The organism is Streptomyces angustmyceticus, from assembly GCF_040701845.1.
In the GTDB taxonomy this organism is placed as follows: domain Bacteria; phylum Actinomycetota; class Actinomycetes; order Streptomycetales; family Streptomycetaceae; genus Streptomyces; species Streptomyces angustmyceticus_A.
This window is the reverse complement of the sequence record NZ_JBFBHQ010000029.1, coordinates 58,257-72,157: the sequence shown is the minus strand read 5'-3', so window position 1 is coordinate 72,157 and position 13,901 is coordinate 58,257. Positions and strand designations below refer to the sequence as shown.

The window sequence follows — 13,901 nt, the reverse complement described above, 5'->3', positions numbered from 1 at the left end:
ACCCTGAGGAGGGCCTGACCCGTGAACCCCACCGTTCTGCAGTACCTCCTCGCGGCGGTCGTCGTCCTCCCCTTGCTGGGCGCGGTCGGCGCCCTGTTCCCCGCGCCCCCCGGTCTCCGGGGCCGCAACCCCGACCAGGCCGTACTGCGCCACGGCGTGACCGTCACCGGTGTCGTGCTCGCCGCCGCCCTCGCGCTGGCCGCCGGCTTCGACCACGACCACCCGGCCCGTATGCAGGCCACCACCGACATCAGCTGGATCCCGGCGCTGGACATCCGGATCCACCTCGGCATCGACGGCATCTCGCTCCCCCTCGTCGTGCTGACCGCGCTGCTGACCTTCCTCTGCGCGCTCTACAGCTACTTCCACCTGCCGAAGGGCCCGTCCCCCAAGGCATTTGTGGCCCTGCTGCTCACGCTCGAAGCCGGCACCCTCGCCAGCTTCGCCGTCCTCGACCTGATGCTGTTCTTCCTCGCCTTCGAGACGGTCCTCATCCCGATGTACTTCCTCATCGCCCGCTGGGGCGGCGCGGGGAAGCAGGCGGCGGCCTGGAAGTTCATCCTCTACACGCTGCTCGGCTCCGTCGTGATGCTGCTCGGCCTCCTCCTCATCGGCGTGAAATCCGGCACGTTCGACATGGTGGCACTGGCCACTGACAACGGGCCGAAAGCCCAGCTCAGCCACACCGTTCAGGTCCTGGCGGTGCTCGCGATCGGCATCGGACTGGCCGTCAAGTCCCCGCTGTGGCCGCTGCACAGCTGGCTGCCCGACGCCCACACCGCCGCCCCCACCGTCGGCTCGGTGCTGCTGGCCGGCGTCCTGCTGAAGATGGGCACCTACGGCTTCGTGCGGATCGCGCTGCCCATCACGCCCGAGGGCATGCAGACCTTCGCGCCGTACCTCGCCGCGCTGGCCGCCATCGGCATCATCTACGGCTCGCTCGCCTGCCTCGCCCTCGTCCGCAAGGGCGCGGGGGGCGACCTCAAGCGTCTGATCGCCTACAGCTCCGTCGGCCACATGGGCTTCGTCCTGCTCGGCATCGCCAGCATGACCCCCACCGGCGTCAACGGCGCGCTGTTCGCCAACGTCGCCCACGGCCTGATCACCGGCCTGCTGTTCTTCCTGGTCGGCGCCCTCAAGGACCGCACCGGCAGCACCGACCTCGACGCCTTGGCGGGCAGCACCGGCGCCGCCCTCTACGGCAGGGCCCCCCGCTTCGGCGGCCTGCTCGCCTTCGCGGCGGTCGCCTCGCTCGGCATCCCCGGACTGGCCGGGTTCTGGGGCGAGATGCTGGCGATGTTCGGCGCCTTCCGGCCCGCCGCCGGCCTCAGCCGCCCCGCCTTCCTGACGTTCATGGCGCTGGCCGGCCTCGGCACCCTGCTGACCGCCGCCTACCTGCTGCTCGTCGTCCGCCGCGTCTGCATGGGCGGCACCCCGGCGCTCGCCGAGGCCGCCCCGGCGCCCGGGGAAGGCACCGCGGCGGCCGCCGGGGCCCCGGCCCCCGCCCTGCCCGACCTCGCGCGCTACGAGTACGCGGCCTGGACCCCCCTCGCCGCCCTCACCGTCCTCGCCGGACTGTGGCCCGCGGCCCTCCTCGGCCTCACCGACCCGGCCGTCCAGCAGCTCCTCGGAGGCGGTAAGTGATGAGCACGGTGACCTCCCTGGTCCAGTCCGTCGACTGGCTCGCCCTCGCCCCGCCCACCCTCGCCGGGGCCGTCGCCCTGGTCGTCCTCGTCGCCGACCTCTTCCTCCCGGCGGCCCGCAAGCCGCTGCTGGGGTGGATCGCGACGGCGGGCCTGGCGCTCGCCGCGCTGTCCCTGCTGCCCCTCCTGGACGGCGACCGCCGCACCTTCTGCCTGCCCGCCCACCCGGACGTGTGCAGCTACGCGGCCGACCCGTTCGCCCTGGTCGTCCAGTTCCTGGTGCTCGGCGGGGCGCTGCTGACCGCCCTGCTGTCCATCGACACCGTCCGGGACCAGGACCTGCCCGCCGGCGAGTACTGGTTCCTGCTGCTCTCCTCGGCGGCCGGCGCCGCCCTGCTGCCCGCCTCCCGGGACCTCGCCACCCTGGTCATCGCCCTCGAAGTCGCCTCACTGCCCGCCTTCGCGCTGGTCGGCCTGCGGCGCGGCGACCGGCTCTCCTCCGAGGCCGCCCTCAAGTTCTTCCTGTCCTCGGTGGCCGCCACCGCCGTGATGCTCCTCGGCGTGAGCTTCCTCTACGCGGCCACCGGCAGCCTCCACCTCTCCCAGGTGGCCCACGCGCTCACCGCCCTGCCCGACCCGCGGCTGGCCACCCTGGCGAGCGCCGGCGTCGCCCTCACCCTGGTCGGCTTCGCCTTCAAGACGGCCGCCGCCCCGTTCCACTTCTGGGTCCCGGACACCTACGTCGGGGCACCGCTGCCCATCGCCGGCTACCTCTCCGTGGTGGGCAAGGCCGTCGGCTTCTCCGGCCTGATCCTCGTCACCGTCCAGGGCTTCCCCTCGTACGCGGACGTCTGGGGCCCGGCCCTGGCCGTCCTCGCCGCGCTCACCATGACCGTCGGCAACGTCGCGGCCCTGCGCCAGGACCCCGGCCGCGCGCACAGCGCCGTCCGCCTGCTCGCCTGGTCCTCGGTGGGCCAGGCCGGCTACCTCCTGGTGCCGATCGCGGCCGCGGGCTACGAACGGGACCCGGGGCACGCCATCGGCTCCACCATCGCCTACGCCCTGATGTACGCGGCCGTGAACCTCGGCGCCTTCGCCGTCGCCGCCCTGGTGGCCCGCACCCGCCCCGCCAACCGCATCACCGACTACCGGGGCCTGTACCACCGGCGTCCCGTCGTGGCGCTCGCCCTCGGCTTCTTCCTGCTCTGCCTGGCCGGCCTGCCGCCCGGCATCATCGGCCTGTTCGCCAAGGTCACGGTGTTCTCCGCGGCCGTCGACGCGGGCCTGGCCTGGCTCGCCGTGATCATGGCCGTCAACGTCGTGATCGCGCTCTACTACTACCTGCAGTGGACCACGGTCCTCTTCCGGGGCGCCGGGGAAGCGGAGAGCGCCGGAGAGGCGGCAGCCACCGCAGCCCCCGCGCCCGCGGGGCACCCGGCCGGCGCCGGCATCCCGGCCCCCCTCGCCACCGCCATCGCGCTCGCCACCGTCCTCGGCATCGCCCTCTCCGGCGCCCCGCAGCTCGTCCTGCGCTTCGCCTCCGGCGCGCTGCTCTGACGGCCCGCGGGCGCCGCACACCGCCCCGCCGACGGCCGCCACCGGCCCCCGCCCCACCCGTACGGCCGCGGGCCCCACCGGGCGCGTCCTCGTGCCGCGCCCGGTGGGCCGCGCGCGGACAAGGGAACCAGGCTCGTTCATCTCGCGTTGACCAGTGAGTAAGGGTCCACTGGAGAGTGGAGAAACGCAGCACAGGGTTCCCCTGCCGCACCGCTTGGAGGGCGTACCGTGCACCGCCGGCACAACGGGCTCAGGACCGCCGTCCTCCTCGGGGGACTGTCCGCCCTCATCATCGTCATCGGCAGCCTGTTCGGCCGTACGGGCCTGATCATCGCCGTCGTCGTCGCCCTGGGCACCAACGCCTACGCCTACTGGAACAGCGACAAAATGGCTCTGCGGGCGATGCGTGCCCGCCCGGTCAGCGAGTTCGAGGCGCCCCAGCTCTACCGCATGGTCCGCGAGCTCTCCACGGCGGCCCGCCAGCCCATGCCGCGCCTGTACATCTCCCCGACCCAGGCGCCCAACGCCTTCGCCACCGGCCGCAACCCCCGCAACGCCGCGGTCTGCTGCACCGACGGCATCCTCCAGCTGCTGGACGAACGCGAGCTGCGCGGCGTGCTCGGCCATGAGCTCAGCCATGTCTACAACCGCGACATCCTGATCTCCTCCGTGGCCGGCGCGCTGGCCTCCGTCGTGATGTTCCTCGTCAACTTCGCCTGGCTGATCCCCATAGGCCGCTCCGACGACGACGAGGGCCCCGGCCTCCTCGGCATGCTGCTGATCATGATCCTCGGGCCGGTCGCGGCCTCGCTCATCCAGCTCGCCGTCAGCCGCTCGCGGGAGTACGAGGCGGATGCCGCGGGTGCCCAGCTCACCGGCGACCCGCTGGCGCTCGCCTCCGCCCTGCGCAAGCTGGAGGCCGGAACGCAGCAGCTCCCGCTCCCGCCCGAGCCGCGCCTGGAGACCGCCGGCCACCTGATGATCGCCCACCCGTTCCGGGGCGACGGCCTGTCCCGGCTGTTCTCCACCCACCCCCCGATGCGCGAACGGATCACCCGCCTCGAACAGATGGCGGGCCACCGCCCCTGACGCCCCCGGGGACCGGTGGCCGTCACCATCCCCCCGTCGCATGATGAACGCAACGGTTCACCAGGCTCGGCGCGTCTAGCACGGCAGTTACGTTCTCCGCCGTGCCCGTGGAAGGCTGTTGATCATGAAGTTCATCCTTAACGTCCTCTGGCTGGTCCTCAGCGGCTTGTGGCTGGCGATCGGCTATGTCGTCGCGGGCGTCATCTGCTGCATCCTGATCATCACCATCCCGTTCGGCATCGCGTCCTTCCGGATCGCGGGCTACGCCCTGTGGCCCTTCGGCCGCACGACCGTGGTACGCCATGACGCCGGCGTCGGCTCGGCGATCGGCAACGTCGTCTGGATCATCTTCGCGGGCTGGTGGCTGGCCCTGGGGCACATCATCACCGGCCTCGCCCTGTGCGTGACGATCATCGGGATCCCCTTCGGCATCGCCAACTTCAAGATGATCCCGGTCTCCCTCATGCCGCTGGGCCGCGACATCGTCCCCACCGACGAGCCGTTCGCCGCCCGCTGACCGCCCGCCGGCCCCTCGCCCTCGGACCCGTACGAGCCCCCGAGGGGCCGCACACCGCCGACCCGCTCCAGCCCCCGCCGACCAGCTCGCGGGCCGCCTCGTGCCCGTCGTCCGGAAGGCCACGCCCACGACGCGGCCCGGCCGCCCCGCGCTCCCGCGTTTCCGCCCCGACACACCGGTGGGGCGGCACGCCGCAGCGCACCGCCCCATCCCGTGGCACCCGGAATGCGGGCTCCTAGCGGTAGTTCACGAACTGCAGGGCGAAGTCCAGGTCCTTGCCCTTGAGCAGCTGCTGCACCGCCTGCAGGTCGTCCCGGCTCTTCGAGCTGACCCGCAGCTCGTCGCCCTGCACCTGCGCCTTGACGCCCTTCGGGCCCTCATCGCGGATGATCTTGGCGACCTTCTTGGCGTTGTCCTGCGAGATCCCCTCCTCGATCGAGGCGAAGATCTTGTACTCCTTGCCCGAGGCCTGCGGCTCGCCGGCGTCCAGCGCCTTCAGCGAGATCCCGCGCTTGACCAGCTTGGACTGGAAGATGTCGAGTACGGCCTTCACCCGCTCCTCGGCGTTGGCCCGCATCTCGATCTTCTCGCCCGACCACTCGATCGACGCGCCCACGCCCTTGAAGTCGTAGCGCTGCGAGATCTCCTTGGCGGCCTGGTTGAGGGCGTTGTCGACCTCCTGCCGCTCTACCTTCGAGACGATGTCGAAACTGGAGTCGGCCATGTTGAGTTGGCTCCTCGTTACGTAGATCCGTCAGGGGTGCGGCCTTCCCCGGCCGCCTGCCAAGCCTAGCCACCCGGCCAAGATCCAGCGCTCTCGAATCGAGTGGCGAACCACCCCCAGCCATCGGGTATGGTTTACGTCGTTGCCACGGAGCACCGCCCCACAGCGGGTCTCCCGGCAGCAAACCCTGGCGGTGTGCCCGAGCGGCCAAAGGGAGCAGACTGTAAATCTGCCGGCTCAGCCTTCCCAGGTTCGAATCCTGGCGCCGCCACAGGTAGTGGAACGGTCCCCGGACTGCGGAAACGCAGACCGGGGACCGTTTCTTTGTCTGCGCGCCCGCGCGTGTCCCCACGTGCCCCGGGCGGCCCGGCCGCCGGCCTGTTGCCGACCTCACACGACCGGGCCCCGCCCCGTACGGGCCCACCGGCGTCACCGCGCCTCCGGCGGCGCCCTACCTCCGCTGCGCCACCGCCACCGCCCGCACCGCGTCCACCACCGGCACATCCCCGCCGATCAGCTCCAACGTCCGGCCGATGGTGGCGGGTTCGTCGAGCAGCGCCATCAGAGTGGCCGCGACATCGTCGCGGGGGACCGCGCTGCGCCCCGTGGCGTCGGCCAGCGTCACCCGGCCCGTTCCGGGGTCGTCCGTCAGCCGGCCGGGCCGCAGGATCGTCCAGTCCAGCCCCGCGCGCGAGCGGATGTCGGCGTCGGCGGCGGCCTTGGCCCGCAGATAGGCGGCGAAGACCGGGTCGGTGCCCTCGGGCGGCTCGCGGTCCGTGCCCATCGAGGAGATGACGAGGAAGCGCCGCACGCCCGCCGCCTCGGCCGCGTCCGCGAACAGCCGCGTCGCGCCGCGGTCCACCGTCTCCTTGCGTTCGATGCCGCTGCCCGGCCCGGCGCCCGCCGCGAAGACGGCCGCGTCGGCGCCCTCCATGTGCCGGGCGACGTCCTCCACCGACGCCGACTCCAGGTCGCAGACCACCGGCTCGGCACCCGCGGCCAGCAGATCCCCGGCCTGCTCCGGCCGGCGGACGATGCCCGCGACCTCGTCCCCGCGCCCGGCGAGCAACCGCTCCAGCCGCAGCGCGATCTGACCATGTCCACCTGCGATGACAATGCGCATGATCCCGACCGTACGCCGAAGGGGCGCCGCCGGGCGCGGGACCGGCCGGGTCCCGGCGGCTTCTCGCCGCCGTGGCTCAGCGCTGCGACTGGCGCGGCAGCTCCAGTGCCACCTCCGCCGCCGAGTCGCAGTACTCCCGCACCGCGCTGGTGCGGGCGACCACACGCCCGCGGTGGATCACGATGCGGCTGTAGGCCAGCGAGAGCACCCCGGCGATCCGCTCCCCGCGCACCGCCAGCAGCTCCGCGGGGAAGCCCGCCTCGACGCGCACCTCCGGCAGCCCCAGCGTCGCCCGCGCCGCCGAACTCACCGTCTCGTACGCCGCCTCCGGGGTGGCCTCCCCCAGGGAGGCCAGGAGATACGCGGCCTCCAAGGGATCGCCCCGCCCCACCGGGTTCGCCACGTCCCGCAGCGCCCCGCTGCCCGCCGCCACCCGCACCCCGGCCGCCCGCAGCAGCCGTACGGGCGCCGGCCGCGACACCCGCGAGCCGTACCGCTCCAGCCCCGTGCAGTCGCCCTGCGGCAGGCAGACCACGGCGACCCCGGCGGCCGCCAGCTGCTCGGCGACCCGCCCCGCCACGCTCCGCGGCATCCGCGCCATCCCGGCGCACGGCCCGAGGGCGACCCCCGGCCGCAGCCCGCCGGACATCGCCGCGAACCGCGCCAGCCGCGCCGGATCGTCGCCGTCGGTGTGCAGGTCCACCGGGCAGCCGTGCTCCCCGGCCAGCTCCAGGACCGTCTCGACGTACCCGGCCGGATCGGGGTCGAGGTCCGGACAGCCGCCGATCACCGAGGCGCCCATCTTCACGGCGTCCCGCAGCATCGCCAGCCCGTCCGCCCCGGCCACCCCGGTCAGCACCCGCGGCACCGCGACCGCCGCCAGCTCGGCCAGCCCGCGCAGCGACCGGCGCGCCTGCAGCACCGCCTCCAGCGAACGCAGGCCCTGTACGTCACCGATCCGGACGTGACTGCGCGACGCGGTGGCGCCGTGCCCCAGTTGCAGCAGCGCGGCCTCGGTCGTCCGCCGCTGGACGTCCTCGGGGGAGCCGGAGGCGGGGCCGTCGGAGTCCGCCGTCAGGGCGGTGTCGCAGTGCGCGTGCGGTTCGGCGGGGGCGGGGAGCAGGAGGTAGCCGGCGAGGTCGATGCGGGCGCCCTGCGGGGCGAGGCTGCCGGCCGTCCCGACGGCTTCGATGTGTCCGCCGCCGAGCCGTACGTCCACCGTCCGGCCGTCGGCGAGCCGTGCGCCGCACAACACCAGTGCCCCGCTGTCCGCCCTGGCGTAGCGGCCGGCGCCGCCGGGACTTCCCGGCTGGGGCTGCGGCGAACTGCTGTCGGACATCGCGCTCCTCGAAGCCACCGGCGTGCAAGATCACGCAGCGTTCTTCCGAGCCTAGGGCGCTGCCGGGAGAGCTTTGCGCAGGCACGAAATAGTCGTACCGGTGTGGTGCGCGAGGCCGTTGGGGCGCGGCCCGGATACGGATTTCACGTTTGGCGGCGGGCCGTGTAATGTCTTCATCGCTCGCCCCAATAGCTCAGTCGGCAGAGCGTCTCCATGGTAAGGAGAAGGTCTACGGTTCGATTCCGTATTGGGGCTCTGATGTGTGAGGTACCTCGCCTTCGGGCGAGGGACTCTTGCATCACAGCGGTGTAGCTCAGTCGGTAGAGCAAGCGGCTCATAATCGCTGTGTCACCGGTTCAAGTCCGGTCACCGCTACTGACAGTAGCCGATTGTGGGGTCGGTCCTCCGATCGGCTACTCTTTTATGCGTTAATCCGACCACCCGTCCGTCCAAGGAGCACTCACGTGGCTGCCACCGACGTCCGCCCGAAGATCACGCTGGCCTGCGTGGAGTGCAAGGAGCGGAACTACATCACCAAGAAGAACCGGCGCAACGACCCGGACCGTCTTGAGATGAAGAAGCACTGCCCCCGTTGCAACTCGCACACCGCGCACCGCGAGACGCGATAACACAGGCTCGTTCGTGAGGCCGTCCCCATTCGTGGGGGCGGCCTCACGGCGTTATCACCATCAGTACAGGGAGGTTGCGAGCCCATGGCGCTCGACCAGTCATTTGTGGGGCGCACGTACCCGCCCACCGAGCCGTACGAGGTCGGCCGGGAAAAGATCCGCGAATTCGCCGAGGCGATCGGTGACACCAACGCCGCCTACACGGACGCCGAGGCGGCCAAGGCGCTCGGCCACTCCGATGTGATCGCGCCGCCGACCTTTGTGTTCGCCATCACTTTCAAGGCGGCCGGTCAGGTCATCGAGGATCCGCAACTGGGCCTGGACTACAGCCGGGTGGTGCACGGCGACCAGAAGTTCGCCTACACCCGGCCGGTGCGCAGCGGGGACCGGCTGAGCGTCACCTCCACCATCGAGGCCATCAAGACCATGGCGGGCAACGACATCATCGACATCCGCGGTGAGGTCCACGACGAGGCGGGCGAACACGTCGTGACCGCCTTCACCAAGCTGGTGGCCCGCGGCGCGAAGGAGGCCTGAGATGACCGCCAAGATTTCCTACGACGAGGTCGAGGTCGGCACCGAACTCCCGGCGCAGACTTTTCCCGTGAGCCGCGCCACGCTCGTCCGGTACGCGGGCGCCTCGGGTGACTTCAACCCCATCCACTGGAACGAGAAGTTCGCCAAGGAGGTCGGGCTGCCGGACGTCATCGCCCACGGCATGTTCACCATGGCCGAGGCGATCCGGGTGGTCACCGACTGGGCCGGCGACCCCGGCGCGGTCGCCGAGTACGGCGTGCGCTTCACCAAGCCCGTCGTCGTCCCCAACGACGAGACCGGTGCCCTGATCGAGGTCAGCGCCAAGGTCGCCGCCAAGCTGGACGACGACGACCGCACGGTCCGCGTCGACCTCACCGCGATGAGCGCGGGCCAGAAGGTGCTGGGCATGTCCCGCGCCGTGGTCCGCCTCGCCTGATCCGCGCCGTACGGGGGCGGCCGGCCGAGTGCGGCCCGGCCGCCCCCGTACCCTTGGGCGCGTGCAGGAACTCCACGACGCGCCCCTCGCCCCGCTGACCACCTTCCGCCTCGGCGGACCGGCCACCCGCCTCGTCACGGCCACCACCGACGACGAGGTGATCACGGCGGTCCGCGCGGCCGACGAGGCCGGGACCCCGCTGCTGATCATCGGCGGCGGCAGCAACCTCGTCATCGGCGACAAGGGCTTCGACGGCACGGCCCTGCGCATCGCCACCCGCGGCTTCGCGCTCGACGGCACGGACCTCACGCTCGCCGCGGGCGAGAACTGGTCCGACGCGGTCGCCCGTACCGTCGAGGCCGGGCTGGCCGGTGTGGAGTGCCTGGCCGGCATCCCCGGCTCGGCGGGCGCCACCCCGATCCAGAACGTCGGCGCGTACGGCCAGGAGGTCTCCGCCACGATCACCGAGGTCGTCGCCTACGACCGCCGGGCCGGCGAGACCGTCACGATCCCGAACGCGGAGTGCGGCTTCTCGTACCGCCACAGCCGCTTCAAGGAGCACCCCGACCGGTTCGTGGTGCTGCGGGTGCGCTTCGCCCTGGAGGACGCCGGCGGCCTCTCCGCGCCCCTGAAGTACCCGGAGACCGCCCGCGCCCTCGGCGTCGAGGCCGGTGACCGGGTCCCGGCCGCCATCGCCCGCCGGACCGTTCTGGCGCTGCGCGCCGGCAAGGGCATGGTGCTGGACGCCGACGACCACGACACCTGGTCGGCCGGCTCCTTCTTCACCAACCCGATCCTCACCGAGGCCGAGCACGCCGTCTTCCTGCGGCGCGTCCAGGAGCGGCTCGGCCCGGACACCGCCCCGCCCGCCTTCCCGGCCGGCGAGGGCCTGGTGAAGACCTCCGCCGCCTGGCTCATCGACCGGGCCGGCTTCACCAAGGGCTACGGCACCGGCCCGGCCCGCATCTCCACCAAGCACACCCTCGCGCTCACCAACCGCGGCGAGGCCACCACCGAGGACCTGCTCGCCCTGGCCCGCGAGGTCCGCGACGGCGTCCACGCGGCCTTCGGCGTCACGCTCGTCAACGAGCCGGTCACGGTCGGCGTCAGCCTCTAGGCGCGAAAGCCGGCCCGGGGGCCGGCCCAGTCGGCCCAGGACAGGCCCCAGGGGCCTCCCGGGCGGCCCCTGGCCGCTAGCCAGCCAGCCAGCCGTCGATCTCCGCCAGCAGCCGCTGCTGCTCGTCCTGCGGGGCGCGCGAGCCGCGGACCGACTGCCGGGCGAGTTCGGCCAGCTCGGCGTCCGTGAAGCCGTGCGCGGTGCGGGCGATCTCGTACTGCGCGGCCAGCCGTGAGCCGAACAGCAGCGGATCGTCCGCGCCCAGTGCCATCGGCACGCCCGCGTCGAAGAGCGTCCGCAGCGGCACGTCCTCCGGCTTCTCGTAGACCCCCAGCGCCACGTTCGACGCCGGGCACACCTCGCAGGTCACCCCGCGCGAGGCCAGCCGGCGCAGCAGCACGGGGTCCTCCGCGGCCCGTACGCCGTGCCCCACCCGGCCGGCGTGCAGGTCGTCCAGGCAGTCCCGGACGCTCGCCGGCCCCGAGAGCTCCCCGCCGTGCGGCACCGCCAGCAGACCGCCCTCCCGGGCGATGGCGAAGGCCCGGTCGAAGTCCCGGGCGAATCCCCGGCGTTCGTCGTTGGACAGCCCGAAGCCGATCACCCCCTGGTCGGCGTAGCGCACCGCGAGGCGGGCCAGCGTGCGGGCGTCCAAGGGGTGCTTCATGCGGTTCGCGGCGACCACGACGCGGATGCCGAGCCCGGTGTCGCGGGAGGCGCCCCGCACCGCGTCCAGGATGATCTCCAGGGCCGGGATCAGGCCGCCCAGTCTCGGCGCGTACGACGTCGGATCGACCTGGATCTCCAGCCAGCGCGACCCGTCGCGGACGTCCTCCTCGGCGGCCTCGCGGACCAGCCGCCGGATGTCGTCGGGCTCCCGCAGGCACGACCGCGCGATGTCGTACAGCCGCTGGAAGCGGAACCATCCCCGCTCGTCCGTCGCCCTCAGCCGGGGCGGCTCCCCGCTCCGCAGGGCCTCCGGAAGGTGGACGCCGTACTTGTCGGCGAGTTCCAGCAGGGTCGTGGACCGCATCGAGCCGGTGAAGTGCAGGTGCAGATGGGCCTTCGGCAATCGGCTCAGGTCTCGAACAGCGGCTTCACCGCGGGCAGGAACGCTCTCCATCCCAAGATCTTGCCGCATTCGGGCGGTGCGCCGGTAGGGCCTTTCCCGAAGGGGTGTCCGGGGGAACGTGCGAGCGGGCGCCCGGAAGGCTCCGGACGCCCGCTCGCACGGCCTCCCGCGGCTGCCCGCGGGAGGCTTTGATCACTTGGCCTCGGCCAGCAGCTTCTGGAGCCGCGACACGCCCTCGACCAGGTCCTCGTCGCCCAGCGCGTAGGAGAGCCGCAGGTAGCCGGGGGTACCGAAGGCCTCACCCGGGACGACGGCGACCTCGGCCTCCTCCAGGATCAGCTCGGCCAGCTCGACGCTGCTCTGCGGGCGCTTGCCGCGGATCTCCTTGCCCAGGAGCTCCTTGACCGACGGGTAGGCGTAGAACGCGCCCTCCGGCTCCGGGCACAGCACGCCGTCGATCTCGTTGAGCATCCGCACGATCGTGCGGCGGCGGCGGTCGAAGGCGACCTTCATCTCCTCGACGGCCGTCAGATCGCCGGAGACCGCCGCGATGGCCGCGGCCTGGGCGACGTTGGAGACGTTGGACGTGGCGTGCGACTGGAGGTTCGCCGCGGCCTTGATGACGTCCTTGGGACCGATCGCCCAGCCCACCCGCCAGCCGGTCATCGCGTACGTCTTCGCCACGCCGTTGACGATGATGCACTTGTCGCGCAGCTCGGGCACGACCACCGGCAGCGACGAGAACTCGGCGTCGCCGTAGACCAGGTGCTCGTAGATCTCGTCGGTCAGCACCCACAGGCCGTGTTCGGCGGCCCAGCGGCCGACCGCCTCGACCTGCTCGCGGGTGTAGACCGCACCGGTCGGGTTCGACGGAGACACGAAGAGCAGCACCTTGGTGCGCTCCGTACGGGCCGCCTCCAGCTGCTCGACGGTCACGCGGTAGCCGGTGGTCTCGTCGGCGACCACATCGACCGGCACACCGCCCGCGAGCCGGATCGACTCGGGGTAGGTGGTCCAGTACGGGGCGGGGACGATGACCTCGTCGCCCGGGTCGAGGATCGCGGCGAACGCCTCGTAGATGGCCTGCTTGCCGCCGTTCGTCACCAGGACGTTCGCGGCCTCGATCTCGTAGCCGGAGTCGCGCAGCGTCTTCGCGGCGATCGCGGTCTTGAGCTCGGGGAGGCCGCCGGCCGGGGTGTAGCGGTGGTACTTCGGGTTGCGGCAGGCCTCGATCGCCGCCTCGACGATGTAGTCGGGCGTGGGGAAGTCGGGCTCACCGGCGCCGAAGCCGATCACCGGGCGTCCGGCCGCCTTGAGGGCCTTCGCCTTGGCGTCGACGGCGAGGGTGGCGGACTCGGAGATCGAACCGACACGGGCGGAGACCCGGCGGTCGGTGGGGGACGATGCGGAAGGGGTTGCAGCGCTCATATATGCATCGTTGCAGACCTCCGACGAGCCCGTAACACGGGTTTGCGGGCACCACCCGGGAGGATCGTGTTCGACGCCCGGCTCCGAACCACGTACACTCGCTGACCGTTGGCTCCCGACAGGTCGCCGCGGTGCACGCACTTAGTGCAGTCGGCCGCATGCGGTAGGTTGGGGGAACCACAAAGGGTCGTAGCTCAATTGGTAGAGCACTGGTCTCCAAAACCAGCGGTTGGGGGTTCAAGTCCCTCCGGCCCTGCTACACGCACTCTCCTACCGCAGTGCGTGCACGCGTACGTATGAAATGCACCGCCGTGCGGCTCAACCGGGCGCGGCACGGCCACGACCCGGATTCAGGTGAGGACGAGTGACGGACGCCCTGGGCTCCATCGACATGCCTGAGCGCGGTCGTTCCGAGGACGAAACCGCGGAATCCCAGAAGAAGCCCCGCCGTGGCGGCAAGCGCGGCAAGAAGGGCCCGTTCGCGCGTCTCGCGCTCTTCTACCGCCAGGTCGTGGCGGAGCTCCGCAAGGTCGTCTGGCCCACGCGCAACCAGCTGTCGACGTACACCAGCGTGGTGATCGTCTTTGTTGTCATCATCATCGGTCTCGTAACCGTGATTGACTTGGGAATCAACCGAGTCGTCGGGTACGTCTTCGGCTGATCCCGCGGAGGGCGCCTCAGCGGGCGCCCCTT

14 protein-coding genes and 4 tRNA genes are annotated in these 13,901 nt (G+C 72.0%); 13 read left to right on the top strand and 5 right to left on the bottom strand.

Going from position 1 to position 13,901, the window contains the following annotated elements; translation table 11 throughout:
- The first annotated feature begins 36 nt into the window (after positions 1-36).
- The 4 genes from AB0411_RS33460 (at position 37) to AB0411_RS33445 (ending at position 4,806) form a co-directional block, all read left to right on the top strand.
- The gene (locus AB0411_RS33460; RefSeq protein WP_366421008.1) at positions 37-1,644 is read left to right on the top strand and encodes a complex I subunit 4 family protein; all 1,608 of its coding nucleotides are present in this window, start codon (positions 37-39) and stop codon (positions 1,642-1,644) included.
- On the top strand, positions 1,644-3,200 hold the full coding sequence (locus AB0411_RS33455) for an NADH-quinone oxidoreductase subunit N (protein ID WP_366420995.1): 1,557 nt from the start codon (positions 1,644-1,646) through the stop codon (positions 3,198-3,200). The genes AB0411_RS33460 and AB0411_RS33455 overlap by 1 nt, the downstream gene beginning before the upstream one ends.
- A gap of 228 nt (positions 3,201-3,428) precedes the next feature.
- Positions 3,429-4,289, top strand: a complete 861-nt coding sequence (htpX, locus tag AB0411_RS33450; protein WP_366420994.1) for a zinc metalloprotease HtpX — start codon at positions 3,429-3,431, stop codon at positions 4,287-4,289.
- 124 nt (positions 4,290-4,413) lie between these two features.
- Positions 4,414-4,806 (top strand): YccF domain-containing protein, encoded by a 393-nt coding sequence (locus AB0411_RS33445; RefSeq protein ID WP_366420993.1) that lies wholly within the window; start codon positions 4,414-4,416, stop codon positions 4,804-4,806.
- A gap of 235 nt (positions 4,807-5,041) precedes the next feature.
- On the opposite strand, the gene AB0411_RS33440 is transcribed toward AB0411_RS33445, so the two are convergent.
- Complete coding sequence (locus AB0411_RS33440) at positions 5,042-5,530, bottom strand: YajQ family cyclic di-GMP-binding protein (RefSeq protein ID WP_018090929.1); 489 nt, start codon at positions 5,528-5,530, stop codon at positions 5,042-5,044.
- A gap of 189 nt (positions 5,531-5,719) precedes the next feature.
- Here AB0411_RS33440 and AB0411_RS33435 point away from each other — a divergent pair.
- Positions 5,720-5,801 (top strand) — tRNA-Tyr (locus tag AB0411_RS33435).
- Positions 5,802-5,981: 180 nt separating this feature from the next.
- On the opposite strand, the gene AB0411_RS33430 is transcribed toward AB0411_RS33435, so the two are convergent.
- Positions 5,982-6,653: an NAD(P)H-binding protein gene (locus AB0411_RS33430; RefSeq protein WP_366420992.1), complete on the bottom strand. Its 672-nt coding sequence runs from the start codon at positions 6,651-6,653 to the stop codon at positions 5,982-5,984.
- A 76-nt stretch (positions 6,654-6,729) separates the two neighbouring features.
- Positions 6,730-7,992 (bottom strand): amidohydrolase family protein, encoded by a 1,263-nt coding sequence (locus AB0411_RS33425; protein WP_366420991.1) that lies wholly within the window; start codon positions 7,990-7,992, stop codon positions 6,730-6,732.
- Between the two features lie 182 nt (positions 7,993-8,174).
- Here AB0411_RS33425 and AB0411_RS33420 point away from each other — a divergent pair.
- The 6 genes from AB0411_RS33420 to AB0411_RS33395 all read left to right on the top strand — a co-directional run bounded on the left by AB0411_RS33420 (position 8,175) and on the right by AB0411_RS33395 (position 10,711).
- Positions 8,175-8,247, top strand: a tRNA-Thr gene (locus tag AB0411_RS33420).
- 47 nt (positions 8,248-8,294) lie between these two features.
- A tRNA-Met gene (locus AB0411_RS33415) sits at positions 8,295-8,367 on the top strand.
- A gap of 89 nt (positions 8,368-8,456) precedes the next feature.
- Positions 8,457-8,621 (top strand): 50S ribosomal protein L33, encoded by a 165-nt coding sequence (rpmG, locus tag AB0411_RS33410; RefSeq protein WP_006604855.1) that lies wholly within the window; start codon positions 8,457-8,459, stop codon positions 8,619-8,621.
- 84 nt (positions 8,622-8,705) lie between these two features.
- Entirely contained in the window at positions 8,706-9,158 is a 453-nt protein-coding gene (locus AB0411_RS33405; RefSeq protein WP_366420990.1) for a MaoC family dehydratase N-terminal domain-containing protein, read from the top strand.
- Between the two features lies 1 nt (position 9,159).
- Positions 9,160-9,594, top strand: coding sequence for a MaoC family dehydratase (locus tag AB0411_RS33400; RefSeq protein WP_006604857.1), 435 nt, complete (start codon positions 9,160-9,162; stop codon positions 9,592-9,594).
- Between the two features lie 61 nt (positions 9,595-9,655).
- Positions 9,656-10,711 carry a UDP-N-acetylmuramate dehydrogenase gene (locus AB0411_RS33395; RefSeq protein ID WP_366420989.1) on the top strand — a complete coding sequence of 352 codons (1,056 nt, stop codon included), beginning with the start codon at positions 9,656-9,658 and terminating at the stop codon, positions 10,709-10,711.
- A gap of 76 nt (positions 10,712-10,787) precedes the next feature.
- On the opposite strand, the gene AB0411_RS33390 is transcribed toward AB0411_RS33395, so the two are convergent.
- The gene (locus AB0411_RS33390; protein WP_366420988.1) at positions 10,788-11,831 is read right to left on the bottom strand and encodes an adenosine deaminase; all 1,044 of its coding nucleotides are present in this window, start codon (positions 11,829-11,831) and stop codon (positions 10,788-10,790) included.
- A gap of 141 nt (positions 11,832-11,972) precedes the next feature.
- Positions 11,973-13,208 (bottom strand): pyridoxal phosphate-dependent aminotransferase, encoded by a 1,236-nt coding sequence (locus AB0411_RS33385; RefSeq protein ID WP_086717578.1) that lies wholly within the window; start codon positions 13,206-13,208, stop codon positions 11,973-11,975.
- A gap of 183 nt (positions 13,209-13,391) precedes the next feature.
- Here AB0411_RS33385 and AB0411_RS33380 point away from each other — a divergent pair.
- Positions 13,392-13,464: transfer RNA gene (locus AB0411_RS33380), tRNA-Trp, on the top strand.
- 108 nt (positions 13,465-13,572) lie between these two features.
- Positions 13,573-13,869: a preprotein translocase subunit SecE gene (gene secE / locus AB0411_RS33375; RefSeq protein WP_136741286.1), complete on the top strand. Its 297-nt coding sequence runs from the start codon at positions 13,573-13,575 to the stop codon at positions 13,867-13,869.
- Positions 13,870-13,901: the final 32 nt, after the last annotated feature.

Excerpts from the sequence above, each read along its gene's own strand:
- AB0411_RS33425 (WP_366420991.1), bottom strand. The coding sequence starts at position 7,992 with ATGTCCGACAGCAGTTCGCCGCAGCCCCAGCCGGGAAGTCCCGGCGGC.
- AB0411_RS33445 (WP_366420993.1), top strand. The coding sequence starts at position 4,414 with ATGAAGTTCATCCTTAACGTCCTCTGGCTGGTCCTCAGCGGCTTGTGG.
- AB0411_RS33405 (WP_366420990.1), top strand. The coding sequence starts at position 8,706 with ATGGCGCTCGACCAGTCATTTGTGGGGCGCACGTACCCGCCCACCGAG.
- AB0411_RS33390 (WP_366420988.1), bottom strand. The coding sequence starts at position 11,831 with ATGGAGAGCGTTCCTGCCCGCGGTGAAGCCGCTGTTCGAGACCTGAGC.
- AB0411_RS33385 (WP_086717578.1), bottom strand. The coding sequence starts at position 13,208 with ATGAGCGCTGCAACCCCTTCCGCATCGTCCCCCACCGACCGCCGGGTC.
- AB0411_RS33430 (WP_366420992.1), bottom strand. The coding sequence starts at position 6,653 with ATGCGCATTGTCATCGCAGGTGGACATGGTCAGATCGCGCTGCGGCTG.
- AB0411_RS33455 (WP_366420995.1), top strand. The coding sequence starts at position 1,644 with ATGAGCACGGTGACCTCCCTGGTCCAGTCCGTCGACTGGCTCGCCCTC.
- AB0411_RS33440 (WP_018090929.1), bottom strand. The coding sequence starts at position 5,530 with ATGGCCGACTCCAGTTTCGACATCGTCTCGAAGGTAGAGCGGCAGGAG.
- AB0411_RS33400 (WP_006604857.1), top strand. The coding sequence starts at position 9,160 with ATGACCGCCAAGATTTCCTACGACGAGGTCGAGGTCGGCACCGAACTC.